This is a genomic window from Thalassovita litoralis (genome assembly GCF_900182725.1).
Lineage (GTDB): Bacteria > Pseudomonadota > Alphaproteobacteria > Rhodobacterales > Rhodobacteraceae > Thalassobius > Thalassobius litoralis.
The window spans coordinates 1-25,982 of sequence record NZ_FXTO01000026.1; the positions used below are offsets into that span (position 1 = coordinate 1).

28 protein-coding genes, 5 pseudogenes and 2 other annotated features are annotated in these 25,982 nt (G+C 54.8%); of the genes and pseudogenes, 19 read left to right on the forward strand and 14 right to left on the reverse strand.

Annotated features, from left to right (window positions below):
- Positions 1-102, reverse strand: a sequence feature (AL1L pseudoknot). This feature is flagged as partial in the annotation.
- Positions 1-389: pseudogene (locus FN828_RS15365) on the reverse strand (transposase); the annotation flags it as partial. It overlaps the preceding feature by 102 nt.
- 665 nt (positions 390-1,054) lie before the next feature.
- Between FN828_RS15365 and FN828_RS15370 the strand changes: the two are divergent.
- The 3 genes from FN828_RS15370 (at position 1,055) to FN828_RS15380 (ending at position 3,865) form a co-directional block, all read left to right on the forward strand.
- A complete protein-coding gene (locus tag FN828_RS15370) occupies positions 1,055-1,357 on the forward strand; it encodes a helix-turn-helix transcriptional regulator (protein ID WP_142494325.1) in 303 nt (100 codons plus the stop codon).
- Positions 1,344-2,231 (forward strand): reverse transcriptase family protein, encoded by an 888-nt coding sequence (locus FN828_RS15375; protein WP_142494326.1) that lies wholly within the window; start codon positions 1,344-1,346, stop codon positions 2,229-2,231. The genes FN828_RS15370 and FN828_RS15375 overlap by 14 nt, the downstream gene beginning before the upstream one ends.
- A 1,436-nt stretch (positions 2,232-3,667) precedes the next feature.
- The gene (locus FN828_RS15380; protein ID WP_142494327.1) at positions 3,668-3,865 is read left to right on the forward strand and encodes a hypothetical protein; all 198 of its coding nucleotides are present in this window, start codon (positions 3,668-3,670) and stop codon (positions 3,863-3,865) included.
- Between the two features lie 122 nt (positions 3,866-3,987).
- Here the strand turns inward: FN828_RS15380 and FN828_RS15385 are convergent, their stop codons facing one another.
- The 9 genes and pseudogenes from FN828_RS15385 to FN828_RS15420 all read right to left on the reverse strand — a co-directional run bounded on the left by FN828_RS15385 (position 3,988) and on the right by FN828_RS15420 (position 7,734).
- Positions 3,988-4,593, reverse strand: a complete 606-nt coding sequence (locus FN828_RS15385; protein WP_185959045.1) for an HNH endonuclease — start codon at positions 4,591-4,593, stop codon at positions 3,988-3,990.
- Positions 4,594-4,988: 395 nt separating this feature from the next.
- Complete coding sequence (locus FN828_RS15390) at positions 4,989-5,888, reverse strand: hypothetical protein (protein WP_142494329.1); 900 nt, start codon at positions 5,886-5,888, stop codon at positions 4,989-4,991.
- A gap of 130 nt (positions 5,889-6,018) precedes the next feature.
- Positions 6,019-6,318 (reverse strand): annotated as a pseudogene (locus FN828_RS15395) (IS5/IS1182 family transposase); the annotation flags it as partial.
- Positions 6,310-6,477 (reverse strand): annotated as a pseudogene (locus FN828_RS15400) (IS110 family transposase); the annotation flags it as partial. The pseudogenes FN828_RS15400 and FN828_RS15395, both read right to left, overlap by 9 nt.
- A 71-nt stretch (positions 6,478-6,548) precedes the next feature.
- Positions 6,549-6,698, reverse strand: a complete 150-nt coding sequence (locus FN828_RS20600; RefSeq protein WP_185959046.1) for a hypothetical protein — start codon at positions 6,696-6,698, stop codon at positions 6,549-6,551.
- Positions 6,691-6,882, reverse strand: coding sequence for a hypothetical protein (locus FN828_RS15405; protein ID WP_142494330.1), 192 nt, complete (start codon positions 6,880-6,882; stop codon positions 6,691-6,693). Before FN828_RS15405 ends, FN828_RS20600 begins: the two co-directional genes overlap by 8 nt.
- Entirely contained in the window at positions 6,879-7,256 is a 378-nt protein-coding gene (locus FN828_RS15410; protein WP_142494331.1) for a helix-turn-helix domain-containing protein, read from the reverse strand. The genes FN828_RS15405 and FN828_RS15410 overlap by 4 nt, the downstream gene beginning before the upstream one ends.
- Positions 7,257-7,300: 44 nt before the next feature.
- Complete coding sequence (locus tag FN828_RS15415) at positions 7,301-7,483, reverse strand: hypothetical protein (protein WP_142494332.1); 183 nt, start codon at positions 7,481-7,483, stop codon at positions 7,301-7,303.
- On the reverse strand, positions 7,480-7,734 hold the full coding sequence (locus FN828_RS15420) for a hypothetical protein (RefSeq protein WP_142494333.1): 255 nt from the start codon (positions 7,732-7,734) through the stop codon (positions 7,480-7,482). Before FN828_RS15420 ends, FN828_RS15415 begins: the two co-directional genes overlap by 4 nt.
- Before the next feature lie 397 nt (positions 7,735-8,131).
- Here FN828_RS15420 and FN828_RS15425 point away from each other — a divergent pair, with 397 nt between their 5' ends.
- The 10 genes from FN828_RS15425 (at position 8,132) to FN828_RS15470 (ending at position 14,809) form a co-directional block, all read left to right on the forward strand.
- Positions 8,132-9,034: a terminase small subunit gene (locus FN828_RS15425; protein WP_142494334.1), complete on the forward strand. Its 903-nt coding sequence runs from the start codon at positions 8,132-8,134 to the stop codon at positions 9,032-9,034.
- Entirely contained in the window at positions 9,031-9,435 is a 405-nt protein-coding gene (locus FN828_RS15430) for a hypothetical protein (RefSeq protein WP_142494335.1), read from the forward strand. Before FN828_RS15425 ends, FN828_RS15430 begins: the two co-directional genes overlap by 4 nt.
- Before the next feature lie 4 nt (positions 9,436-9,439).
- Positions 9,440-9,748: a hypothetical protein gene (locus tag FN828_RS15435; protein ID WP_142494336.1), complete on the forward strand. Its 309-nt coding sequence runs from the start codon at positions 9,440-9,442 to the stop codon at positions 9,746-9,748.
- A 552-nt stretch (positions 9,749-10,300) separates the two neighbouring features.
- Positions 10,301-11,047, forward strand: coding sequence for a Crp/Fnr family transcriptional regulator (locus FN828_RS15440; RefSeq protein WP_142494337.1), 747 nt, complete (start codon positions 10,301-10,303; stop codon positions 11,045-11,047).
- A gap of 260 nt (positions 11,048-11,307) precedes the next feature.
- A complete protein-coding gene (locus FN828_RS15445) occupies positions 11,308-11,553 on the forward strand; it encodes a DUF1413 domain-containing protein (RefSeq protein WP_142494338.1) in 246 nt (81 codons plus the stop codon).
- Between the two features lie 267 nt (positions 11,554-11,820).
- On the forward strand, positions 11,821-12,453 hold the full coding sequence (locus tag FN828_RS15450) for a tyrosine-type recombinase/integrase (protein ID WP_142494339.1): 633 nt from the start codon (positions 11,821-11,823) through the stop codon (positions 12,451-12,453).
- 269 nt (positions 12,454-12,722) lie between these two features.
- Positions 12,723-12,929: a cold-shock protein gene (locus FN828_RS15455; RefSeq protein ID WP_142494340.1), complete on the forward strand. Its 207-nt coding sequence runs from the start codon at positions 12,723-12,725 to the stop codon at positions 12,927-12,929.
- A 144-nt stretch (positions 12,930-13,073) separates the two neighbouring features.
- Positions 13,074-13,316, forward strand: a complete 243-nt coding sequence (locus FN828_RS15460) for a DUF982 domain-containing protein (RefSeq protein ID WP_185959047.1) — start codon at positions 13,074-13,076, stop codon at positions 13,314-13,316.
- Positions 13,317-13,434: 118 nt separating this feature from the next.
- Positions 13,435-13,644 (forward strand): hypothetical protein, encoded by a 210-nt coding sequence (locus FN828_RS15465; RefSeq protein ID WP_142494341.1) that lies wholly within the window; start codon positions 13,435-13,437, stop codon positions 13,642-13,644.
- Between the two features lie 358 nt (positions 13,645-14,002).
- Positions 14,003-14,809: a transglutaminase-like domain-containing protein gene (locus FN828_RS15470; protein ID WP_142494342.1), complete on the forward strand. Its 807-nt coding sequence runs from the start codon at positions 14,003-14,005 to the stop codon at positions 14,807-14,809.
- Between the two features lie 480 nt (positions 14,810-15,289).
- On the opposite strand, the gene FN828_RS15475 is transcribed toward FN828_RS15470, so the two are convergent.
- A complete protein-coding gene (locus FN828_RS15475; RefSeq protein ID WP_142494343.1) occupies positions 15,290-15,700 on the reverse strand; it encodes a GFA family protein in 411 nt (136 codons plus the stop codon).
- Positions 15,701-16,026: 326 nt separating this feature from the next.
- A complete protein-coding gene (locus FN828_RS15480) occupies positions 16,027-16,746 on the reverse strand; it encodes a putative quinol monooxygenase (protein ID WP_142494344.1) in 720 nt (239 codons plus the stop codon).
- Positions 16,747-16,902: 156 nt separating this feature from the next.
- Between FN828_RS15480 and FN828_RS15485 the strand changes: the two genes are divergently transcribed.
- The 3 genes from FN828_RS15485 to FN828_RS15495 all read left to right on the forward strand — a co-directional run bounded on the left by FN828_RS15485 (position 16,903) and on the right by FN828_RS15495 (position 20,055).
- Positions 16,903-17,763 (forward strand): LysR family transcriptional regulator, encoded by an 861-nt coding sequence (locus FN828_RS15485; RefSeq protein ID WP_221930559.1) that lies wholly within the window; start codon positions 16,903-16,905, stop codon positions 17,761-17,763.
- 276 nt (positions 17,764-18,039) lie between these two features.
- Positions 18,040-18,720 carry an NYN domain-containing protein gene (locus FN828_RS15490; protein ID WP_142494346.1) on the forward strand — a complete coding sequence of 227 codons (681 nt, stop codon included), beginning with the start codon at positions 18,040-18,042 and terminating at the stop codon, positions 18,718-18,720.
- A 303-nt stretch (positions 18,721-19,023) separates the two neighbouring features.
- Positions 19,024-20,055 (forward strand): alpha/beta hydrolase, encoded by a 1,032-nt coding sequence (locus FN828_RS15495; RefSeq protein WP_235891500.1) that lies wholly within the window; start codon positions 19,024-19,026, stop codon positions 20,053-20,055.
- Positions 20,056-20,486: 431 nt separating this feature from the next.
- On the opposite strand, the gene FN828_RS15500 is transcribed toward FN828_RS15495, so the two are convergent.
- Positions 20,487-20,687: a hypothetical protein gene (locus FN828_RS15500; RefSeq protein WP_185959048.1), complete on the reverse strand. Its 201-nt coding sequence runs from the start codon at positions 20,685-20,687 to the stop codon at positions 20,487-20,489.
- Between the two features lie 378 nt (positions 20,688-21,065).
- Between FN828_RS15500 and FN828_RS15505 the strand changes: the two are divergent.
- Positions 21,066-22,337 (forward strand): annotated as a pseudogene (locus tag FN828_RS15505) (IS3 family transposase).
- Positions 21,390-21,506: a sequence feature (AL1L pseudoknot), on the forward strand. Its footprint overlaps the pseudogene before it by 117 nt.
- Here the strand turns inward: FN828_RS15505 and FN828_RS15510 are convergent.
- Positions 22,301-23,077, reverse strand: a pseudogene (locus FN828_RS15510) (winged helix-turn-helix domain-containing protein); the annotation flags it as partial. The pseudogenes FN828_RS15505 and FN828_RS15510 sit on opposite strands and share 37 nt — an antisense overlap.
- A gap of 305 nt (positions 23,078-23,382) precedes the next feature.
- Between FN828_RS15510 and FN828_RS15515 the strand changes: the two are divergent.
- Complete coding sequence (locus FN828_RS15515) at positions 23,383-24,921, forward strand: type I restriction-modification system subunit M (protein WP_142494349.1); 1,539 nt, start codon at positions 23,383-23,385, stop codon at positions 24,919-24,921.
- Entirely contained in the window at positions 24,918-25,949 is a 1,032-nt protein-coding gene (locus FN828_RS15520; RefSeq protein ID WP_142494350.1) for a restriction endonuclease subunit S, read from the forward strand. The genes FN828_RS15515 and FN828_RS15520 overlap by 4 nt, the downstream gene beginning before the upstream one ends.
- The last annotated feature ends 33 nt before the right edge of the window (positions 25,950-25,982 follow it).

Consider the following 25,982-nt stretch of genomic DNA (forward strand, 5'->3'; position numbering starts at 1 on the left):
AACCCTGCAGATCGACTCGACGCCGTAAACAATGCGCTGATCTTCAATAAAAGCGATCATCGCTTCAGTGGGCGGTCGAGTTCCGCCTGCGCAAAATAAGCCGACGCTTTGCGGAGAATTTCATTCGCCTGCCGAAGCTCCCGGACCTCACGTTCCAGGGCCTTGATCCGGTCCCGTTCCTCAGTGGTCACGCCATCGCGCATGCCGCTGTCCTTCTCAGCCTGCTTGACCCATTCGCGCAGGGTCTGGGGAATACAGCCAATCTTGGGTGCAATGGCCGCGATCGCGCCCGCTTGCGTTTCATATGAGCCTTGATGCTCGAACACCATCCGCACCGCACGCGCGCGGACCTCGGGAGAATAGCGATTTGCCATTTTGCTTTTTGTCATAACCATCATCCTTACTTAAGTTCATGGTCTCCGACAAACTCGGGGCGATTCATAATCCTGTGTATCCAAGTAGACGATCAAGGGCATGGCACAACATATATAGAGCCGACCCTAAGAAAGAAGAGGGTTTCACCATCGTCCGGAAAAAATTCGCTGGCAGCGAATTTTCTTCTTGAAATGTGCCGGACGAGTTCCCATTTTCTCTATCAGTTGGTCACAGCGGAAGGAAAAGTCATTACATCTTGAGCTTTCGGGCTCGCGGGAGGTTCGCCTCCTACCGCTAAACCGGCCCCACGGCCCCCGGCTCCCCTGAGGACTCCCGAGGACGAGGGACGGCGAAGCAGAGACCCACGGTGACCTGTGGGTCTCTTGGTACTTTGGTTTGGTCGTCGTTATCCGCGCTTCTTGTTCGTGGTGACACCCCGCTCGCGGTGAGTTGGGGGGAGCAAGAAGGAGCCCAGAAATGGACTTAGAGACTAATGAACGACGACAGCGATTGAAAAGAACGAGCAAGTGGCCCAAGTGGCTGCGCGCACCGTTCCTGTTAAAGTGGGCACTCCGCATAGGAGTACTCGCCTACCGCATCTGGCGGTTCTGGAATGCCCTTTCGGGGGGACCCGGTGACTAAATCGCTTCCACTGTATCCTGCAATGAAAGGGAACTAAATGCTGTCGGAAGCACTCCGTCTAATCCGAGTTTTTCACGATTTGAAACAACACGAATTGGCTGACCGCTTGGGCCTGTCCAAGTCCCATATCTCGGAACTTGAAAGCGGAAAGAAAGCTCCATCAATGGATGTCATCCAGAGGTATTCTGACGAATTCCACATCCCTGCATCTTCTATTTTGTTCTTCTCAGAGAGCTTGGAAAACCCTTCAAAGGCAAAGCGGGCTAAATCCGCAATAGCGGGAAAGGTCTTGCAGTTCCTGCAACTAGTAGAGGCAAAGACTGCAAATGGCGAAGCGTAGATATTCATTGCGCGATAGCCCTTTCTTTCGGCTGCGATCAAAGGGAAAACTGGCGCGCTTATTGCAGGTGTCGCCTGCAAAGTTGAAGAAAATCGCCCAACTCGAAGGCGGCTACATACAGTTCAAAAAGCCTAAAAAGAAGGGCGGTAGTCGAGACATTTGCGCTCCAATTCCACCCCTGAAATCCATTCAATCACGAATTGCGGATCTTCTGGGGCGCGTAGCGCCACCTGACTATCTGTTTGCCCCGGTCGAAGGCCGCTCCTACGTTGACAATGCAGCCCGGCATATTGGTGCGCGAGCGGTGCGGTTGCTCGACATTGAAGATTTCTTCCCAAGCTGCACGATCAAAAAAGTGATCTGGTTTTTTCGAACTCATATGGAGTGTTCGCCCGATGTTGCGGTGATCCTCGCTCGCATCGTCACTCACAACGATGTCTTGCCGCAGGGTAGCCCTTGCAGTCCAATCCTCGCATATTTTGCGTATGTCGATATGTGGGAAGAAGTCGACTCTCTGGTATCGGAAGCCGGATGCAAGCTGAGTGTTTACGCTGACGATCTGACGATCTCGGGGGGGACGGTGCCCGAAGCGATGATTTGGGAAATCAAGAAGACTCTGTTTCGGCATGGGCACCGGTATGCAGTGCACAAAGAACGGGCGCGCCGGGATCGCGCAACCGAGATAACAGGCGTGATCCTCACCCACGACGGGGTGACAGCACCAAACAGGCAGCGCCAGAAAATCCACGCTGTACGCGAAAATCTGAAAGTTGCTAAATCGTCAAAGCAGGCGAAGCAATACGAGGCGCAGTTGCGAGGTAGGCTAGCCCAGCTTCGGCAAATCCACGCAGGTAACACTCTGCCAGATACCTGATCGCCGCAACACCGATACGAATTCACGCTTGATCCTGGGTCAAGCGATTATCTCCCGCCGAATTGCTGCGCTTTGAACGAATGACGGCTATGCGGGCTGCAACCGCAGCAACTTGTAACACGAGTGAGTGTCGGCTCAGGGCCGGCCTCGACGGAGGACAAATTGCTGCAGTTGCGAGCCACAACTCCGGCGCTGCGGTCGAAAAGGGCTCGAAGCCGACTTGCGGCAGTGCAACGTGGCACGTGCCAGGTCCGAACCATTGCGCCGTCGTTCCCGGCCCTCTGCGGTCATTCATGCCAGGCGCAGAGGATGGCCGGTGTCAGCCCTTCCACGACATCCATTCTGCAACCGCATCGGATGCCCCTGCCTGCAGGTCGGGCGGAGAAGCTGTCCTTCGCCGCAAGCCGCACAAAAGTCCGCAGTGCGAGGCGAAGCTTCCGTTCTCCGCACTTGGTCGAGTGCGGCTTCAATAGCTCATTGAACCTTTGGCAGGAAAATAGCAAGTCCCGGTAAATTCTGTTATGAATGTGGTGGTTGCGACCCAAGCTACTAAGTCAGCATCCAAGAATTCTACCATTGGAGTCCGGTGAGTATGGATATCGCATTGATTGAGTCGGCGCTAAGAAGGTACCGTGGGTCCGTTCAGGTCGTAATCGCAATCGCCTCGATAGCGACCGCATACACTATATTCTTCATTGGGTTTTTCTCCCGCACTCCCTTTTCTCATATCATCATTATGGGCGCTTGGAGCACCAGCGGGATTTTGTTGGAGGTTAGCGCCAAATTGGTATTGGCTCTGCTGTGTGGGAGGCTGGTTTTCTATTTTGCGTATGGAATTCTAAGAAACACAAAGCTCACGTCCACATTGATAAATGAATTCTTGGGGAACTCAAAAAAGTCGCGGATTTTGCAAATTTATCTGACAAGGCTCATACGCAAGAGATCAAATTTAATAAGCTTTTGCATTGGAATATTTCTATTTTCAATGTTTGCGTTGAATGGCCTGCATGTCGTGGTGACCACCCTATTGGCAATATTGATCGTGCCCAATCTATTGTACCCTCTATTCTTTCGCCCCGCTCACTTTCTGTCCATGTCTTTCTCGCTTTTTCCAAAAAGGCCAACTGGCATTTCCGAAGATCGATGGATTTCTTACTGGTTGTCATGCCTCTCTCTAATTGCCGCAGCCTTTTTCTATTACTTCGGCCAGTCTCTATTCCACGCGAGAGCGAATACATTTCAAACTCTGAACACAGAACGTGTTTCAATCGTAGGAAGCATCATAGCTGTCAACGGGAACGGGGTTCTTTTCTTGGTGCGAAATTCTGGAGTCGAAGATTGGCGCTATAGTGAAAGAGATTACACTTTTTATCCTTTTTCGGCCATAGAAAGCATATCGGACAAGGTGCAAAAGTAAGCATCCGGCGTAAGCCGCGGTGAGGTTATTGCGCGCTGTGCCGGTCCATTTCGATGAGTTCTTGCAGGTTTTCGATACCGAATGGCGTAAATGCGATGACGCTGTCGTCGCCGGGACCGTAGACCCAGATGACGCCATCTTCGGCTATCATATCAACGGCGAGGTCGAAGATCCGATCGACGGTTTCTCCGCCACGTGGTCAGCAGCGACCGGGTGAACACTGCCTACTTAAGCTTTCCGAGAGTGCTGCGCTATAGATGAAGGGCGGGTCTGTTGGGGCTGCACTGCAGCAAAGGCGTCTTTGCCGAACGGCCGGTCTTGGCCGGACAACCAGCTGGATCAGCTGTGATTGACCAACATATTCTTAACAACTTGCGGGTTCAGCGCCGGTCGTGTTGTGTGGATCATCCGGTGGCAATTTGGGCATACCGGAATGAGATCTTTCTCAGGATCCACAATGTGCCTTCCATCTCGTTGCGCTAACTCATGAAGGTGATGAACGTCTATCACGCCTTTGCCTTTTTGCCCATAGAGATCAGACATAGTTTTTTCACAGACTTGGCACTTGTAGCCATGGATTTCCAGACATCGCTGCCTTGCAGAGGCGTTGCGCTCCACATACCTGGAAATTCGGGTGGATTGTTCACCTTCTTCGAAGAGCGGTTCAATCAAAGGTTCGAAGGAGTTTGCGGGTGCGACGGGCGCTTCCACCGCGTACCAGTTGCGGCTAATTTCGACCAAAAACTTACGCTGAAGAATTGGCTCAATTCGTTCAATTCGGGCAGTCTCACCTTTTGGAAGTTTTCCTTGGCTGTTGAGTTTGGCAAATATTGGGAAGGTCAGAAGAGAGTATCCTTCTTCAACAACTAGCCTTGCGTGCTCTTCAGATTGTTTAAATCCTGGGTTCCGTCTACCTGCCGCATTTCTTTCCCAGTCTCGGCTCATGACGAGCCCCTCGTCACTTCCTGAATGGTGCGACCACAACCCAAAAATTACAAACCGCTCAGCCTCGTTCACGAAGGACCAAGACCAGTTCCAGTTGGAGCAAGTAGCTCCTAGGCTTTTGATGAATTGCTTTCGGTTCATGGTCGCGTGCCTCCTCGGATCCCAGAAGTAGGCTACAATGCCTATACTTGGCTAGAGCATTCCAAAGCGGTTGCGCAAGACCGGAAAACTTAGCAGCGGCAGCGAGTGGTCGGATTACCGCGCCCACAGCGGCTTGCGTTATGACCTCCGAACAGCAGTAGTTGGCTGGGACCGGACATGCCAGACGTTTGGCTCGATTGTCGGCTTGGGGCCAAAGATCTGTTGCGCGTGATCCACCACGAGCAAGTCGACACTTACCATGCATTCCAAAGTGGATCGAATATCTGTTCAGGATGATAGTGTCCGACGATGTTCTCTGGCGCAACATCCTCCCAGATCGACAGCGCTGATCCGGACCAAGGGGATAGAACGTCGGTATCGATTTGGTCAACGAGACCGGCGAAAAGATACTCCAACATCATACCCGAAAACTCTTCGAGCGTACCGTCCCGGATCTGGGACATCGGAATATCGCATACGAACATGGTGGGGCGCCCAATCCCGCTAAGGACTTTCTTTGCGGTCACCGTACCTGCGGTCCGCATAGCGATACAGTACAGATATTCGCTGCCATAAATGAGGTAGTGCCCGGAAGAGCCCCTGCGATTGAACAAGCTGTCTTCCTGCGCTGCGAAGTACAACCGACCTTCTCGCATTTCGTCTCCAACCTCCTTGATCGCGGCTTCAAGCTTGGATTCTGACACACCGCGGTGTTGCCCATTCAAGAAAAGCTGACGAACCTTATCGTGGAATTCTTCGGGCCGCAGAACACGAAGCCCACTTTTGTAGAAGGGGGTTAGATCATCGGTTCGCGTCGCATGACCCGCTCGAAAATACCGATACGTCTTCCGTAGCCGGGTGGCGAGCAGCGCTTTGGTGTCGCTGGGTTCGCCTGACGTTGCCTCGATTAAGTCATCAAGCCAGCTAAGATCGTCTGAGACTAGGTATTCCGGTGGTGCTTCGCGGAAGGCGGAATGCACTGCATTTGTTATTTTGTCGTTGAGAATGGTCCAGACAGTATCGCGCCATGTCTCCGGCATACTGAAGGAAAAGGTGTTGGCAGGCAGTGCGGCCCTTTCCTTCGGGTTGGGTTCGATTTCACGACCTTCGAACCCAGGGCGCATAATGCCCCAATCTGTGCTCGTTTTGTACATCTCAAATGCGTACCTGTTAACCTGTCGCTTTACTAATTTCTATCACGCCCGTTTCAAAGTGGAATGGCTGATATGCGGCTTTGTTGCCCAAATCGGTTGAAGGGCAGACTTCCCCTTTCCCCGGACGGACTTATCCTACGGGCTTAGTGACGGGTATGCCAAGAGCGGTGTAACGGTTGAGCACCGCGATCCGGATCTGGAGTTCAGCGACCTGCCGGTCGAAGTCTCGGGCCATGAGGCCTTGGCCAAGGAGTTTGACGCAGTGCATCTTCGTCTCTGCGCGGCTTCGTCGGTGATAACCGATCAGCTTTCGCCAGAGTGCCCGTCCGAGATATTTGCAGGCCCTCACTGCTTCGTTTCGTGCAATAGCACCCGCCGTGGTTGGCTTCCAGAGTTGGGCATTCTTGCGCGGCGGGATGACTCCGCACGCTTCCATCGCGACGACACAAGATGGCAATTGGCGGAAGAACTCCAGCACCTGCGCTCGCCGCAGCTTCTTGCGCAAGACCGCTCGGCCCGCGCCGTCGGCTCCATGAACCTGAAACACATTCTTCGCCAGATCGAGCCCGACCGTGGTAATCTCCGACATGACCGTCCTCCTTTGTGGATCATCGCAGACCCACCTTGGCACATTGAAGCCGTCGGGGGGCGGTCACATCATCAAAGCCATACCGGCACCTCGTTCCACTCCGGGTCGGTGTCGCGCCAACGTTCGATTTCATCGCCCCACGACACCGCATTCAGAGCATCAATTTCACCGGTGTATTCGTCGGTTTCGAGATAGGAATAGGCGCTGATAGTTTCACTCATGCCACGCGACCTCAGCAGGGGACAGCCACAGAGCAAAGGCCATCCAGAGGAATGCAATAATCACGGTTGCAGCCAGCGCGTCGATCAAATCACTGGTGATCAGCAGCACGAGGGTGAATGTCGCACCTGCAAATAGACAGGCGCCCCCAAAAATGAATGCAGCCCAGAAAACAACCCACATCATTCGACGCACTCGGAACAGCATTCGTCGTTCATGGCATGCGCCATTTTCAGCACCAGATCGCGACGCTCATCGTTTCGCATCTGGCGGCAGGCTGCAATTAAATCCACCTCAATTTTCGTTTCGGCTGAAAGGATGTTCTTTTCGTCCGGGCCAGCGTCATCCATTTCCGGAAAGAATGAATTGACAGGCTGCGATAAATATTGCGCCGCTTGAAACAGTTTGCTGGCGCTAATGCGATTTCGGCCAGTTTCGTACTTCTGAACCTGCTGAAAAGACGTATTGAGCGCAGCGGCCAGCTCCGTCTGTGTGCGACCAATGAGAACGCGGAACTTTTTCAGCTGACCGCCGACATGAATATCCACTGGGTGGGGCATTTTCTAACTCCAAAATATTGAGAAATAGGGAGGGACAACCGGCCTCACCAAGGCCGGTTGTAATAACCATCCGCCTGCCCAAGCAGGTAGGCGATGTAGAGTGCCATGCACGCTACAGCCACCCAGCCCATACCCGGCAGGAAGCTGTTCAGGAGGTAATCCCAGCGGTCGCGGCGCATCTGTGAACGATTCAGATTTTCCAAATTGTTGAATAAGAACCGGCTCATGCTGCTTCTCTCCGCATCTGGAGAATGGCGGGGTGGCTCGAAATATCATGCCGCTCGATCCACAGATAAGCGTCGCCACATTTCAGCCGCTCATAGGCGGTATTCCAGCGCTCCGGCATAGGCCCGTGCGCCTCCTCGTCCCATTGCTCACGACACCACGCCAGCGCCAACACATCCGCTTGCGCCTCCGTCACCGCCAGACGAACGGTCAGGCCGTTCCTGTCATCGGTGATCACCGTCCAGACATTCATGGGTATCACCCTCCTCTGCTGTTGTTTGATAATCACCTCTGCACCTTATGGTAATCAGTTGCTTTTTGCAACGTGTTGCACGACGAATTTGCAGCATTTTTTGGGGCCAAACTTGGGGCCAAACTCAGGGCCAAACTTGGGGCCAGAGGAAATTCCACTTTATAACTATTTTACAGATACTTATACAGCCTTCAATTTGACCACGGGGCCACAGTGGGGCCACAGTGGGGCCAAGTTTGGGGCCACTAAAATAACAAGATAAACAAATAAACAATTTGGTAGTGGTGAACGCGCGCGTGAAAATCGAAAATTCCAATATGCTACATGTTGCGATTTAACTCAGATTCGACGTATCCTGTTGCCGATCAGAAGGCGCAAGAAGCCCCCCGGCCACAGCATGAGCAGAACCACACCTGGAGATACCGCGTGGCTCGACGCGTTCGAGCTAACCCCGCGACAGCGGGATTTTGTGCTTGCCTACCTGCAAGACCCCAACGCCAAACAGGCTGCACTGGCCGCAGGATACGCGGAACGATCTGCTCAGATGCAGGGATCACGGCTGATATCAAATGATAAGGTTGGAGACGCCATCACAGAGGGGCGAAAGCTGATCGAACAGGCGGCCATGATGGACGCCGACAGGATTGCACGGCGATGGGCTGATATTGCCACAGCAGACACCACAGACCTCGTGCAGAACATTATCGGCGCATGTCGGTACTGCTATGGCACCAACCACGATCATCAGTGGAAAACACCACGGGAATACCGCGAGGCACTTGAGGACGCAGCCCGCAGCCTGTTCGAGGATGATGATCTGATTGCCGCGGCTATCTCAGGCCAGATCGAGGACGGACGGCTACCGAATGACGCTGGCGGGTACGGCTACCGCATTACCGACGATCCGAACCCCGCCTGCCCCGAGTGTGCCGGATTGGGCATCGAGTATGTCCGCATTGCCGACACACGCAAACTGACCGGCCCGGCCCTGCTTCTCTACGATGGAGTTGAGGAAACCAAGCAGGGCCGCAAGGTCAAGCTGCAAGACCGCGCTAAGGCGCTGGATAGCCTCGCCAAGCACCTTGGGATGTTTGCGGGCAAGGTGGACCCCGAAGAAATCAACCCGCTCGAACGCCTCGCACAGGCCCTCGTGGCCAACGCCACCGCTGTGCCTGTGCGTGCGGACCCGACACCGGACCGGCGCACACCAGCCGGCCATCCGCTCGACCAGTCCGCGCCAGACCCCAGCGAAGACGAAAACCAATCCACCTATCAAGACGATGAGGACGTAGACCCATGACCACGACGCCCAGCGCAGACACATGTGACCAACCCAAGCAGGATGATAATCTGGCGATTGCCATGAGCCTGCCATCCGAAGTCCTCGTCGAGGCGCTACGCCGACCCGGACGCTTCGCGGTAGTGGATGGCAACAGCGCCGTACCGATGGCAAATGTCCGCATGGGCTATCCTCTGGAGAGTCAGATCGCGGTTGCCATGTCTGCCATGACCTCCCAGATCATCGCCCGGTTTCCGATCAAAAATTGGATCGCCGCCATGTCTGACAATGGCAAACGCGGGACAAACAGCATCGGGATTGTCGTCAAAGAGCCGGACGTGAGCAAATCACCTCACGACGAGTACATGCAGAACCGTGTCGTCACCGCGCGGTTCACCGTGCTGCTGGCCGAGGACCGGTAATCCGATGCCCAGCGCCGCACAAAACCTAGCAGAAGCAATCGACGGGTTCATCAACGACCGATTGACCCGCATTGAGGCGCGGCGCAAAGAGGGCTGCTGTCACCAGCCGAAACCCGCATACGTGATCGTCAGCCCTGACGCCGCGTTTCAACTCCTGAACCATGACGCCGCGCCGCTGGTATCGCCGATTGATAATCCGACCCCTGACGGGCCGCGCTGGCGGCTCCGAGGATGCAATCTGCCCATCGTCATGGACGACACCATGACCGGCCATTCGTTCCGCATCGAAAATGCCGATGGGGTAACGATCTGATGGTCCGGCGAACTGCACTCAAATCCTCGTGCTCAACAGAGCCGGTGGCCACCGTAGGTGACGCACCGGAGGATTTTGTGCCGTCCAATGCCGAGGACAAGCTGCCGGAATTCGATTTTCCTCATAGCGGACATTGGCAGCAACGCAGCATTTTTACAATGTGGGCTCGAAGCCGTCATGCGGCGCTGCAGTGCGCCGCGTGCCCAAGCTGGCAGGGCCCATGACGCTCCCGGCCCATTGCTGCCATTCGGCCGCTGACCGACCGCTGCGGCGCGGCTACGCCAGACCGGCCATTCGTATATCGCACAGCATTTTCGGACGATGAAGGTCGGCACAGCGGACGAAGAGGTCATCCATCATAGTCAATTCTTGCATCGATGAGACGACGGTTGGAGTGAGCGTTCTCCGTTCCGCTATGACCAGAGTGTGTCTCATAAGCTCTCTGCTCATCAACAAAAAGCTTGCCGGAACATGTGGTTAGGTTAGAGTTAAACATGTATTCTATATTCGCATTCTGCTCTGCGGAAAGCCGCTTAAGTAGTTGGGTCAATAATGGCGACAGGTATTGCGGATCGTGATGTACGTTTGGGGCGGGCATGCTTGAACTGCTCGGGACAATTTGACGATCTATTTTGCGCATGTGTGATGAAGGTTTTGAACGGGGAGCATTGTATCCGACGCTTTGAACCGGGTGCGGTCATCGCCATGGAGGGCCTCAAAGCTCCATTTCTTGGTTCGATCGTCAAGGGCGTGGTCTGTCAGGAGATCAGTCTGGCAGATGGCCGGGTGCAGGGAGTTACTCTGCTTTCCCCTCCGGACGTGATTGGCAACCCTCTCCACGACAATTCACGATATACAGTCACTGCCTTGTCCGAGGTAGAAGTCTTCTGTATTTCCGCGAACGCTTTTGGCAAACTATTGTACGACCTTCCGCTCTTCAGGCTGAGGTTTTTGGAAATGAAGCTTTCAGACCTTGAGAGAGCGCGGAATTGGCTAACAGTCCTTGGTCGGCGCTCGTCGACAGAGCGATTGGCCTACTTGGTTGTCCGGGTCGCGCAAAAGATCGGATTTTCTACCCCGGGCAATGGTACTGCGGATCTCTTTGTACATTTGCCAATTACGCGCGAACGAATAGGCGCCTTTCTGGGAATGACTATGGAAACAGTGAGCCGCGAGTTCACGCATCTTGAACGGAAGGGTGTCCTGAGCGCCAGAGGATCCCGCGTGATCAAGATATTCGACTATCGCCGCCTCGAGACCATTGCGGGCATCGACGATGATGGTGGAACCATCGACTAAAAGGCATCTGTTTGCAGACGAGTCTAAAAGCAGAAAACTGGCTGCAGCTGCGAGCCGCTGAACGCTGACTGGAAACATCTATGCCCAGAGCTCGAAGCCGACCTGCGGCAGTGCAACGTGGCACTTGCCAGGTCCGAACCATTGCGCTGTCGTTCCCGGCCCATTCCAGACACTCGTGACACAATCGATCGCTGCATTGCGGCTTCCTGTTAGCCGGCATTGAGCATACACTGCCTTTGACCAGCCAACGAGGGTAGCCAATGGCCATACTCGACGATTTTAAGGACGAGATCACTCAGAGAGTCGAAGCACTTGAGCCGGGTGTACAGTTTTCGCTTCGCACGCTCTTTGGCGGGAGGGAGGAATTTGCTAAGTTTGCGACCTCCGGTCAGCGCAAGGCTCTGGGAACACAATTTCGAAAGGCCGTAGAGGAAACCGAATTCCAAAATATCGAATATTCTCATCACGCACAGTCGCCTGCTGAACATTGGTATAAACGGATTTGACGGCCCTTTGCGGACATTGGCCAGTATGGTCTCGCCACCGTGCCGCATCCCCGAACCAGTCATCCGTGACGTCGTGCGGCAAGGTCCAGCGTGCCAAGGTCCGGAGCGCGAACAAAGGAGCACCAGCGCAGCTTTGGTTTTTTTCAATAATAGCAGCTACGTGGGGCAAGCAAGAACTTCACAACAGAAACTGCAATCGATGGTATGTTGAACAAGCCAACGTCGGGTTGGCGTTGTGGTGGGATTTGGTGGTTCGGAGGAACCATCATGCAAACACCCAACTTACCAGCAATTCGTGCTCGTCGTGCGGCCTGGAACAAAGGCCGTGTCGTGGGGCAGAAACGTCCGCTGCTACCCAAACACGTCTGGGCGATCCGCGTCCGTCTTGAATTGGCGGAAAGTCATCGTGACTTGGCGCTTTTCAATTTGGCAATCGATAGCAAACTTCGGGGCTGTGATCTGGTGAAGCTGAAAGTAGCCGATGTCTATGCAGCAGGACGTGTCAAAGAGCGAGCCTCGATCATCCAGAGCAAAACGCAGAAGTCTGTTCGCTTCGAGATTACAGAGGGCACGCGAACATCGGTACTTCGATGGTTGGATGAGCCTTTGATGATCGGTTCCGAGTACCTTTGGCCAGGGCGTTTCCACGAGCGGCTTCACATATCGACTCGGCAATATGCTCGTTTGGTTCGGGATTGGGTAAAATCAGTTGGTTTGGAGCCAAGCGCTTATGGGACCCATTCGATGCGGCGGACCAAAGTTGCACAGATTTATCGGAAGACCGGCAACCTCAGAGCGGTTCAACTCTTGCTCGGCCACACCAAGATGGACAGCACCGTTCGATACCTCGGCGTAGAGCTTGAAGATGCGTTGGCAATTTCTGAAGGCGTTGAAATCTAACGCTTTGGGCCGCCCAAACGGACGGCCCTCTTAGCACTGACACAAATTGCAATGAGGTTGCTAGGCGCGGCATCCCGCTATACGCCTGTTGCCGATAAAAATATTCTTTTCGCCAGCCCCCTTGTAGTTATGTAGCGCGACACCTATCTGATTTGTGCAAGGCAAATCCTTCGAACTTCTGTCTCCTAACGGCCTCAGTTGATCTTATGACGACACTGAGCCGGGTCATCGCTCTTCGCGGATGGCAATATTTTATAGGAGACAACACGATGGCCAATGGCACCGTGAAATGGTTCAACACCCAAAAAGGCTTTGGTTTTATCGCGCCGGAACAGGGTTCGAAGGATATCTTCGTTCACATTTCCACAGTCGAACGCGCTGGCATCAATGCGCTGTCCGACGGACAAGCTGTCACGTTCGACATTGAAAGCGGTCGGGATGGCCGTGAGAGCGCGACCAATCTCGCACTGGCCTAAGCCGGTAGGGCGTTAACCAGTATGGCTGGGGCTCTCCCCTCGGTTTGCCCCGGCCTTTTTTGACTTGGCTCCCTGACACTCAGCGAGGACCAACCACATATTTTGGATTGATAGAACTTGATAGACATCAACTGGGGTCTCCCCATGACACTCGTCGTATCGCCTCGTGGCGATACACAGAACATTACGACGCTTGAACAAGCATTCTACTGGCTGCGCAAAAGGTGGCCCGTCACCGATCAGCATCATGTGCGCGCTCTAGAGTACATAGACGCCGCCATGCATTGCCTGGTGCCAGTAACCTCTGCACGAAATGCGTTCCTCTTGGCAGCACACAGCGCGGGTTTCAATCCCGACACCACGATCGACCGGGGCTTGCCTGCCTGATTCGTGAGCACCTCAGTCGCGTTAGTGGCGACCGGTCTCACAAGGAAATTTGGCGAGACTGGTCCATTTGGCTCGATATGTGCACTCCAAGCTACAAATTCACTGAGGACAATTGAACATGGCGACACCTTCAAAGGCCAAGTTTTTCAAGCATGAAAAGCGTGCTGCAGAAAGCCAGATGGACAGAATTTCGCGCGCAGCACGCGACATCGTGGCTGACGATGCCGAGCAGCGTGAAACGAAAACCGCTCGGCTTCGCAAAGCGCGCCTCGAGAGGGAAGCCTTCGTTGCGAGCGATGTCAGCAGCGCGGGCAAGAAAAAGCGCTGAACGCGCCCTCGCGCCTCTTGTTTCCTTTATTTAAGATCGGTCCAACGATCGGGCGCCATTCGACCAAATGCTGTATTTATCATCTTCGGGTCTGTAATCAGACACGGGGCGGCAAATGTCGAAGGTAATCCTGTATTTTCCAGACACGCAGTCGTAGGCTTTTGAATATTCGCACAGAGCGAAACCAAACCTCCGGAAAGCAAGCGGAGGCACCAGCTCCCGGAAAGAGCAGTCTTCGATCCAAATCTCTCCGACACGATTACGGGACCGTTTTCGTTGGTCTGGTGAGAAAGATCATTTCCGAGCGCGTCAGGGATATTCGTCAGGGGCCACGTTCTTATATTCGAGAGGAAACGACATGCGCATTCGACTAGGCTGCCGGTTCGACCTGCAACTTACCCAACCGACACCGATGATCGCGCTGCTGAATGTGCATTTTTCGCGCGCGGGGGATCTAGAGGCGCCCGACCGAATAGTCACAACGCCAAGCGTCCCGCTGAATGCCTATCGGGACATGTTCGGTAACTGGTGCACACGCCTTGTCGCGCCTGCAGGGGTCTTCTCGATCGGGGTCGATGCCTTCGTTCACGACAGTGGGGCCCCGGATGAGGCTGCGCCAAACGCTGCACAGATTCCGGTTGAGTTGCTGCCCGATGATAGTCTGATCTACCTGATGGGATCGCGCTATTGCGATACTGACCTGCTGTCGGACGAGGCGTGGCGCCTTTTCGAACACACACGGCCTGGCTGGCAACGTGTTCAAGCGATCTGCAATTTCGTACACAACCACATCCAGTTTGACTACATGCAGGCACGCGCCACCCGCTCGGCCTCCGAAGCCTATTCCGAAGGTGTGGGCGTGTGCCGCGACTATACGCATCTTGCGATCACGTTCTGCCGGTGCATGAATATCCCTGCCCGTTACTGCACAGGCTATCTCGGCGACATTGGCACGCCTCCGCCGTATCCTCCTGGAGACTTCGCAGCTTGGATGGAAGTCTTTCTGGATGGCTCCTGGTGGACCTTTGATCCACGCAACAACACGCCTCGAATTGGCCGAATTCTCGTCGCCAGGGGACGAGACGCCGCCGACGTGCCCCTGTTGCAGTCTTTCGGCCGAAATGTCCTGAACAGTTTCGAAGTCTGGACGGATGAGATCGATTAACAACTCTTTTGGCGATATGGTAGCCCCCCCCAGCAAGCGGCAGTGCCAGCTTGCAAAGGCCAGCTCCGAACTTCATTTTCGGTGCAAACACTCCAATAGAGAAATCCGAGAGATAGTACCGCAAAGAAAGTCTTTTCTCTCCACACAGATCCTATTGGAGCCGTACTGGAACTGAAGAATGTCAGCTTTGAAGGCAGACTTGGGCCAGTCTAGCAGTTGCAGCGAATGACCGCTTTCCGCCCGCCCTTGTCACCCCCTCTCAAAAAAACCGGATGAGGCAGATGCACCCCATGGCGGATGGTGCGGCCCTGACCTGCCGTTCAGTCCCTTGCCGATCGCTGCGGCGCAGCTTCTCCATACCGGACATCTGTGGCATGGTGCAGCATGGAGTGATAGCCCAAGGTCGTCGGTGCGGACGAAACTGACATTCGCGCCCTTGTCGTCTGGCTGTTGTCGTAGATGCATCATCGGCTCGACCGTTCAGCCGGGAAGCCCGTCGACCCTTGTAATAGAGGCCAAATCGTTGTCCCAATTCGCACGGCTGGAACAACAGATATGCGCGTTCGGTCGCATGTCAAACTGGCTGTCAAGCGACCCTGCCGGCACCATAAGTAAACCAATATCCGGCCGGGAAACTGGCAGCGCGGACCCGCAGTCGGAGCAAAAGCACTTCATATGGCGTGACCCGGATAGCCGGAACGTCTTGGTTTTTTCTTCGCCTGACACCCAGGTGATTTTGGCAATGGACGAAAACAGATTTGCCGAATGGGCTGAACCGCTGTCCTTACGGCATCGGGCGCAGTGGCACAGGAAAAAACTCTCGAACTCTCCTGATATGCGGAATTTCACTGCGCCGCAGAGGCATTGTCCGGTGATCGGATTGTTGTCCATTCATACTCCTCACGCCGGGCACGCCTCGTTCACCCAGTCGAACGCATTTTATTAACCCATGTATCCGCGTGTTTGATCAAGGTCAAAATGGGCTCTTTCCAGACATTCTCCGCGCCGCAGGATGTGCCAAAACACAACCATTTTTGTCACCGGCGGAAACGACCGTTTTAGGCGCACAGGTTCTGGCAGGGGGTTTGTGTCCAATATGCGGACAAATCGCTAATTCGCTGCAGTTACTCGAACGACCGCTTCACGGTGAATCTAAATTCGTTCGGCAAAGCGCCTGATGCGTTGCACCAGGCGCCTCTTGTTCCTGTCACATCGCGTTACTTGATGGCGAGGATGTCGAAGTTGTGGACGTTAGCGACCACACCGTCGTCCCACCCGCCAGCGACCAACTCCGCTGCCCGTTCGTTCAGCAGCCCGGCGACTTGACCGGCAAAGTGTGCTTCACGGCCAGCATTGTTGGTGAAGATGTCGAAGATTGCGAAGGATGTTTCGTCAACCTGCAGCGCCGCCCAGAACAATGTGCCGGGTTCGGTTTCTTCGACGATGGGACCAGCTGCGGTCAGCAAGGCTGCCAATTCCGGCCCTCTGCCGGGTGCTGCTTCGAGCGTGATGTACGTGGCTGTCGTGGCCGAGTAGAGATCAACCGGTTCCCTCACCGACAGGACATCGGAATTGTTGATATTCGCGACCACACCATCGTCCCAGCCCCCGGCGACCAGCGCGTCGGCATTTTGGTTCAAAGCCGCGGCCACAGCGCCGGAGAAATGCGCATTGCGCGCTTCTTCATCCACGAAGATATCAAAGATCGCGAGCGTATCGTCGTCTTGTAAGGCAAACCAAAGCACGGTGCCTGGTTCGGTGTCCGCGACAATCGGGGCGGCTCCGGCCAGAAATTCGGCGAATGCTTCGGTCTGGCCTTCAGCGGCGGGCATGGCGATGTAGCTGGCAGTGTGATTTTCCATTGGGGTTTCCTGTGCGGCTGCAGATGTCGTGATCAAGGCCAAAGCGGCGAGTGTCTTGAGAATTTGGGCTTTCATGGTCGCCTCCTGATTGAGAGGTTGTTGTGGTTGGTTTCGATGCACCCTTTTCTCATGCCGAATGCCTCAGGCACCAATCCCGAACTTCTATTCTTTGATAGACATGTGCTATGATGAACCTCATGGCGGAAAGTGACGGAGACTGTGGCAGTGGAGATGAACCAGATCAGGTATTTTTTGGCTGTCTGCCAGCATCGCAACTTCACCCATGCAGCTAGCGCCTCAAATGTTTCCCAACCGTCCTTGACGACCGCGATCAAGAAACTTGAACACGAGCTCGGGGGTGATCTGTTTGTCAGGGACCGCGCGGGATGCAGGTTGACGGCACTCGGAAAACTCATGCAGCCAAGGCTACAGAAAGCGCATGACGAAACGCAGGCAGCTAAGGCAGAAGCCGTCCGCCACACGCGACTAGAGCGGGTTCCTATTTCTGTCGGTGTTGGCGAAACGATTGGTCACAAACGGATTTCAGCCGCCGTGGAACGCTTCCGTACACGATTGCCGCAAGCCGAAATAGAGTTGATCGTGGCGTCTGCCTCCAAGCTTCTGGCCGGATTGCGAGAGGGTGAATTTGACGTCGTTGTCACAGCGGCGACGGTCAGTGAAGACCTCTATCGAATAGACCAGCTCTATGACGAGTCCTACAAGGTTGTGGTGTCCAAGTCGCACCCGTTGTCTGGACGAAACGCTATTTCTCTTTCGACACTCGCTGAAACTGACATGCTCGATCGACCCAATTGCGAAATGCGCGATGCGTTGCATCGGGCATGTGCAGACCAAGGTCACGAACTCTACGCGGCCTATCGGTCAAATCGCGTGGATTGGTTAGTCGAACTCGCGCGGCAGGGATTAGGCGCGGTGATTTTGCCAACCACGGCAATTCCAGCAGATAGGGGCCTCGTTTCGATACTCATCGACGACCTTGAAATTTCGCGAACTGTTTCTGCTCTTCGTTATCGGCACCAAACGACGAGACCAGAGACAAATGATCTGATCCGTGAGATTGCGCGTGTGTAGGCGTAGTATCATTGATGGCCGACATTCGCGCATAGTGCAGTAACTGGTACTTTGGGCTCGAAGCCGACCTGCGGCAGTGCAACGTGGCACTTGCCAGGTCCGAACCATTGCGCCGTCGTTCCCGGCCCAGTGCGGACCTTTGTCATCCGATAAATCGCTGCGGTGTAGCTTTCGCATTGCGGATTTTGGCTTTGACAGAAGCAACTTCTGGACAAACTTTTGACAAGTTCGAACTCTATCAAACGTTGAATTGAGACTACTAGATTGGAGTGAAACTTGGCCTCCTCAATTGCTCTTCTTGTCGATGGAGATAACATCAGCCCGTGCTTCAGCGAAGAGATACTGGCCTTCGCACAGCAACTGGGGCGACTGGATTTGGCCCGCGTGTACGGTGGCGGGCATCGGGCCTCGAGGTGGATGGAAGCTGCGGGTTTTCGCTTTATCCATGCAGGGCCAGGAAAGAACGGTGCAGATATTCTGCTTTCCATAGACGCTATCGAAGCCTGTCAACTCAATGAATTTAAGGCGCTCGTCATCGCAACATCAGACGGGGATTTTTCCCATCTCGCTTACCGACTTCGTGAACGTGGGCTTGAAGTGTATGGTCTTGGCGAAGACAAGGCACCGGTCTTGTTTCGTGCGGCCTGTACCGAATTCTCGACCCTAGCGTTGAAAGGTAGTGCAAAACCTCCAAATCCAACGACTCAGCGACACAATAGTCCAACTAACCTAGACGAAAAAATTCGTGCTATGATTGCCCTTCACAGTAAAAATGGATCTGGAATGCGAATTTCGGAATTGGCACCTAAAATGCACTCTTTGCATGGTGTGAAGATTAGTTCACAGGTCGAGCGGACTTGGCGCGCCTATCTTGTAAAGCGTCCAGAACTCTATCAGCTTGACCCACGTGGGCCAGAAGCCAAAGTTAGGTTTTTGCCTCTAGGTTTTGCTAACTAAGAAACGGCCCTGACCTGCCGTTCAGTCCCTTGCCGATCGCCGCGGTGCAGCTTCACTAGACCGGCCATTCGTCCATCGCGCAGCATCATCGGAGAATGAAGGTCGGCAGGGCGGACTTTCCTGACCTTCGCCGCGGGTGCGCCGATGGCAGGTTCAGCGGTCCGTTCAACAAATGGTCGTTTTGGGGAGGCTTGAACGAGCATGAATTCGCTAGGTTCCTGACAAGCACCTTGAACGATATTGTAAGGGGCGCAATGCTCACTCTCGATCAGTGTGTTGAAAGGAGCGATTGTGAAACTATCGATGAGTTCCGTCACCTATTTACTGGTTTTGGCTTTCAGTATGATTTCAGCGTCTTCTGTGGTGGCTCAGACGGATGATAAAAACGAGGGCGATGGGTTGGCCGTCCAGCAGGAGTTGAGTGCACCCGGCCCTGGAGGCTCTCTCGCAGGAACCCTGACCTTGCCAGCCAGCGACAGTGCAATTCCCGATGGAACGCCTGTCGTATTGATTGTGCCTGGATCGGGACCGACTGACCGCGACGGCAATTCACCCCTCGGCATCTCGGCAGCACCCTATGCACTGCTTGCGGAGGCATTGGCCGAGAGCGGGATCCCCTCGGTGCGCATCGACAAGCGTGGCATGTTTGGCTCGGCGGACGCGATCCCCGACCCCAATGATGTGACGATCACGGCCTATGGCGATGATATACTCGCTTGGGCGCAGGCCATCAGGGAGCAACTGCCAACGGCTGCCGGCGGCAGCCGTTGCGTCGTGCCGCTGGGGCACAGTGAGGGCGGTCTGGTCGCGCTTGCGGCTATAGCGCGCCTGCCTGAACCGTGCGGCCTGATCTTGGTGAGCACTCCAGGCCGTCCGCTTGGAACTGTGCTGCGCGACCAGTTGCACGCCAATCCAGCCAACACCCCGATCCTGAATGAAGCAGATGAAGCGATAATGTCCTTGGAGCGCGGTGAGCAGGTAGATACGAACGCGTTGAACCCTGCCCTACAGCCATTGTTCGCACCGGAGGTTCAAGGCTTTCTCATCGACGCATTCTCCTACGATCCTGCCATACTGGCGATGGAAACCCGTGTTCCCATCCTTGTCGTTCAGGGTAAGCGTGACCTTCAGGTAGGCGAAGCGGATGCCCGTAGGATCGCGGAGGCAGCGCCAGAGTGCACCCTCTCTCTGGTCCCAGACGTCAACCATGTGTTGAAGGTTGTTTCGTCTGATGACGCAGCCGCCAACTTTGCTGCCTATGCGGATCCAGATTTACCAATCGCTCAGGACGTTGTTGCAGCGGTTAGACAGTTCCTAGAACAGATTGAGGAATAGAGGTCGTTCATAATCGCTCGACAAACCCTTGTTTTTGGAACGTCCATAGTTCACGTTATTTAGCGCCGCAAAAACCTTGTTCGAAACCAAGTGGGATCTTGAAGGTTTTGGCCGGTCTGGATAGCGGACATCCATGTACCATGCACCATCCGGGAAAAGGGCTCGGAGCGGACATGCGGCGGTGCAGCGGGCTCCTCGTCCAGGCGAGACACGGCTGCGGGCGCTGACGGCCCAAAGCCGACCTTCACGCGACCTGAAGCCGCCGCCTTGCAGCGTGCCGAAAGCGGCCTTTGGCGACTAAGCGCAGCATCGTTCAACCCGTGAAGGTCAGCAACGCGGACCTTTCGGCCATTAGCTGCGGGAGCAAAATCTCGGGCGTTGCTGACGCAGCATCCGTTGCGGAAGACAGAGTTCAGATATCTTCCGCCAAATCAGCTAGGAAATCTGGCGATAATCTCTCCGCCGTTCTCGGTTTCGAAATGCCCATCGCTGCGCTCAAACAGAATTTCGTTACCACGGCTTGCCAGCCAACGCGTCTGACATTGTCCGTCGATCATTCGCGTCTGCTTGATAACGTCGATGATCTCGCCGCGTTCACCTAAGCACTCAACAATTTCAATATCTTCCCACACGGAATAGCCTCCTTTAAATTTCCTCGGCCCCATCTTGCGTGAAGCAATAGAATGTTTTTCCAAGTCGAACCCTTCGGATAATGTTGCGTATCGGTGGCCCTCGGCGCAAGAGCATAACTTCTAACGGTTTGAGTGGCAGTCTTGAGGAGCCAAGTCTTGCAGCAATCATCGGGCTGACTTACCGGTCTGGCCCTTTCATCTCGGCCAGGTCTACTCCGCGTTCGAGAAGCTGCGGGACAGCATTTGGTAAAGTGGGCTCGAAGAAGACTTTCGCGGCGCCTGGTGCGAAGGTCCGCATTGGGCCGAAAACGCAGATGATGTCATCTTGAATCGCCCCGGGTTTGTCGGAGACCATCAACTTAAGTAAGGATGATGGTTATGACGAAAAGTAAGATGGCAAATCGCTACTCGCCCGAGGTCCGCGCACGAGCGGTCCGGATGGTGTTCGAGCATTAGGGCTCATACGAAACGCAGGCGGGCGCGATCGCGGCCATTGCACCCAAGATTGGCTGTATTCCCCAGACCCTGCGCGAATGGGTCAAGCAGGCTGAGAAAGACAGCGGCATGCGCGACGGGGTCACGACCGAGGAACGGGACCGGATCAAGGCCCTGGAACGTGAGGTCCGTGAGCTTCGGCAGGCGAATGAAATTCTCCGCAAAGCGTCGGCGTTTCACCCGCCACTCGAACCAGTGGCGTGACGGGTTCAACTTTGCGCAGGCGGAACTCGACCGCCCACTGAAGCGATGATCGCTTTTATTGAAGATCAGCGCATTGTTTATGGCGTCGAGTCGATCTGTAGGGTTCTGCCGATCGCGCCGTCAACATTCTATCACCGCCTCGCATGTCGCGCGGATCCTTCCAAAGCATCGGCGCGACAGCAGCGCGATGCGGAATTGCGGCCAGAGATCAAAAGGGTTTGGGATGAAAACTATCAGGTCTATGGGGTGCGCAAGGCATGGCACCAGCTGAAGCGTGAGGGCTTTACGCTCGCGCGTTGCACCGTGGAGCGCCTGATGAAACAGATCGGAATCCGTGGCGCTGTGCGCGGTAAGGTGGTCAAAACAACGGTTCCGGACACGTCAGCACCCTGTCCGCGCGACAAGGTGAACCGTCAGTTCCGGGCGCCTGCGCCGAACATGCTGTGGGTCAGTGACTTTACCTACGTGTCCACATGGCAAGGCTTTGTTTATGTGGCCTTTGTCATTGACACATTCGCTGATCGCATCGTGGGATGGCGGGTCTCGCGGTCCGCCAAGACAGAATTTGTCCTTGATGCGCTGGAACAAGCCCTGCATGATCGACGGCCCGTCCAGAAGGGTGGATTAGTTCATCACTCGGATCGCGGTGGGCAATATTTGTCCATTCGATACACCGAGCGGTTGGCCGAAGCTGGCATTGAGCCATCGGTCGGCAGCGTCGGTGACTCGTATGACAACGCCCTCGCTGAAACCATAAACGGCCTCTACAAAACGGAGCTGGTCCACCGCCAAGGTCCATGGCGCAACATGCAAGATCTGGAAATGGCCACGCTCGGATGGGTCGACTGGTTCAACAATCGCCGCCTACTTGGGCCCATCGGAAATATCCCGCCAGCCGAAGCCGAAGAGAACTTCTATGCACAACGCGACGTGCTCGATATGGTCGCGTAAAATGAAGCTAAAGGTCTCCGGTGAAACCGGGGCGATTCATCTTCCTCGATGCGGGCGCGTGCCACAGTTGTGCGGTAGGTGTAGAAATACCAGTCCCGTGGGTCTGCATACACTTCCCAGTCTACCTCGACAGTAAGCCCGTCCCCCCGGTTTGCAGTGATCGTACCGACAGCCTTGATCCGCATGACGCTGGCGGCGCGTCCATAATTCTCGAAAGGCACGTCGTTCTTGCGGGTGAAGGATGCTTTGATGGCAATGCGATCTCCAGTCTGCATTTGCCGGACCAGCTTCGAAAACTTGTCCTCGTACCCGTTTTGCCAGATGCCTTCCTGTAAAAAACGCTCGGTTTGGTCGCCTTCTGCCCAAGATGCACCGACAAACCAATAATTTTTGCCGGCTTTATCTCCATCGTCTTTGGGGGCTTCTTGCTCATCTTCGTCCCCGGAAAAGTTGATCCTTGCCGTTCGAAAAATCTCGGCGGCCCATTCAGGGGTAAGGTTGGCAGTTTGCCCGATCTCACTCAATCCCCATATGCCATGGTGTGGCGATGTCATGACGCCCGCCTTGACCGAATAGGCGCGGGCAAAATGCACCCGGTTTTCAAATTTGGACCCACCATTCTTGTTTGTCAGAGCAAGGAAATCATCAGGTTTTACATGGCACTTGATCAACTCATCGAAGACCTGACGTGGCTGAGCTTGCCCGCCAAGGTCCCGCATGATTTCTACGACAGGAATGAAGTAGGAAACGAACTGGGCGGCACGCCGTCAATTTTGTCTTCGTGCAAGCCCATAAATCGTCCTTTCGTCAAATGCCTCTCGCCCGCGTTGTACGCGGATGGTTCCATTACTATCACACGCCTTTCCCTGGGTTGTACACGTCTGGAAATCGGTACCCCTTACATCGATCGGCGGATTATGGGTCTCAAGATCAAGGGGCGGAAAATCTCCGACCAGCCATTCGCGTAAAAGTCGCTGCCGGTGCAGTCTGGTCAGTTGGCCGAAGCCTCGGTAAGGTTGCAACAATTCATAAAAAGGCACCGACCATGCTGACAGGCCCTATTCGCAATCAAGTAGATCAAATCTGGAATGCATTCTGGTCAGGCGGGGTTTCGAACCCGCTTTCTGTAATCGAGCAGCTGACGTTTCTGATGTTCATCAAGCGTTTGGACGACCTGCACACAGTCGAGGAGCGCAAGGCAGAGGATCTGGGTCTTCCCATGTCTCGCCGCATCTTCCCCGAAGGGTCGGACGACAAAGGCGAGCCCTATGACAATCTGCGCTGGTCCCGTTTTAAGCATTTCGAAGCGCGGGAAATGATGCGGATCGTGGATGAACATGTCTTCCCCTTCCTGCGTCAGATGGGCGAGGACGGATCGTCCTACGGCACCCATATGAAAGATGCCCGCCTTGGCTTCTCGAACGCCAACCTGCTGGCGAAGGTCGTGCAGATGCTGGACGACATCCCGATGGATGACCGTGACACCAAGGGCGATGTCTATGAATACATGCTGGGTAAGATTGCCAGCGCAGGCACCAATGGCCAGTTCCGCACCCCGCGCCATATCATTCAACTGATGGTCGAACTGATGGCCCCGCAGCCCAATGACGTGATCTGTGATCCGGCGGCAGGCACCTGTGGTTTCCTTGTGGCGGCGGGGGAATACCTGCGCGACAACCACCCGCAAATGCTGCGCAACAAGGAACAGCGGGATCATTTCCACAGCCATATGTTCCACGGCTTTGATTTTGACAGCACCATGCTGCGGATCGGGGCGATGAACATGACGCTGCACGGGGTTGAAAATCCCGATATTTCCTATCGTGATAGCTTGGCCGAGGAACACGGCAGTGACGAAGGGGCTTATTCCCTGATCCTGGCGAACCCGCCCTTTGCCGGGTCGCTGGATTATGACACCACGGCCAAGGACCTGCTGAAAATCGTCAAGACAAAGAAAACCGAACTGCTGTTCATGGCGCTGTTCCTGCGGCAGTTGCGTGTTGGCGGGCGGGCCGCGGTGGTTGTCCCGGATGGGGTGCTGTTCGGATCGTCCAAGGCACACAAGGACATCCGCAAGATGCTGGTCGAGGATCACAAGCTGGATGCGATCATCAAGCTGCCCTCGGGGGTGTTTCGGCCCTATGCGGGCGTGTCCTGCGCGATTGTGGTGTTTACCAAGACCAATTCGGGCGGCACGGAAAACGTTTGGTTCTATGACATGGCGGCGGATGGGTTCAGTCTGGATGACAAACGCACCCCGCTGCTGGATGCCGACAAACTGGGCGCTGTTCCGGCAGAGGCGCTGAGCGAGGAGGACCACGCCAAGAACAACCTGCCCGACATTCTGGCCCGTTGGGCGGATCAGGCGGCCGAGGCGGACCGCCCCCGCACCGCGCAAAGCTTTATGGTGCCAGCGGCGGATATTATCGCCACCGGATCATGGGATCTGTCTCTGAATCGCTACAAAGAGATTGAGCATGAAGAGGTGGAACACGCCGCCCCCTCCGAGATCATCGCAGAATTGCGGGCGCTGGAGGCCGAGATCACGCAAGGGCTGGATCGGCTTGAGGGGATGCTGGGATGAACGGCGAGAAGGTTCGGTTGGGTGATATATGCGAACTGAAATACGGTAAAAGCCTCTCAAAAAAGGTTCGCGAGGCTGGTGAATTTTGTGTCTACGGATCAAATGGTGTTGTCGACAACCATGTTGAAGGGTTCACCAGTGGTAAAACAATCATCATCGGTCGTAAGGGGTCGATCGGTGAAGTCGCATTTTCAGACGGCTCGTGCTGGCCCATTGATACTACCTATTATGTAGACGAAACGGCAACGAAACAGGATGCACGTTGGCTATATTATACGCTAGGCTCGCTTGGCCTGACCAAACTGAACAAGTCAGCCGCTATTCCGGGCCTGAATCGAAACGATGCTTACGACAAAGAACTATGGCTCCCGCCCTTAGCCGAGCAAAAGCGGATTGCGGGGATATTGGATCAGGCGGCAGAGCTGTGCCGCCTCCGCACCCGCGCCCTCGAAAAACTCAACACCCTCGGGCAGGCTATTTTTTATGAGATGTTTGGAAGCGTTCACTCGAACCCGAACGGTTTCCAGCGGGTTGTTTTGGGTGATCTTATCAAGGTGAGCAGTGGCCAAGGCCTTACGGCAAAGGAAATGATTCCTGGTGACTTTCCTGTTTATGGGGGGAACGGCATCAACGGATTTCATAACGAAGGACCGGTAGGGGCCAACCGGATCGTAATAGGTCGCGTTGGCGTATATTGCGGCGCAGTCCATGTTACAAACCACCCCTGCTGGGTAACGGATAATGCCCTTCTTGTGAGACAACTCCAACCATGCAGCGTTACCTATCTGGCTGAAGCTCTCCGAGTGGCAGATCTGAACCAATATGCTGGCCGCGCAGCACAGCCCTTGATTTCGGGCAGTCGCATCTACCCCGTTGAAATATTACTGCCTCCGGAAGATCAGCAAAAGAGGTTCGGAGAAGCTCTTCAGGCGATCACCCGGCAGCAGTATTCCGCTGAACGAGCCTCAAATAAGATCAGAATCCTCTTCGCCTCCCTTCAACACCGCGCCTTCCGGGGGGAACTCTGATCTACTCGGGCCTGTTTGTGGATTTCAGCAAAA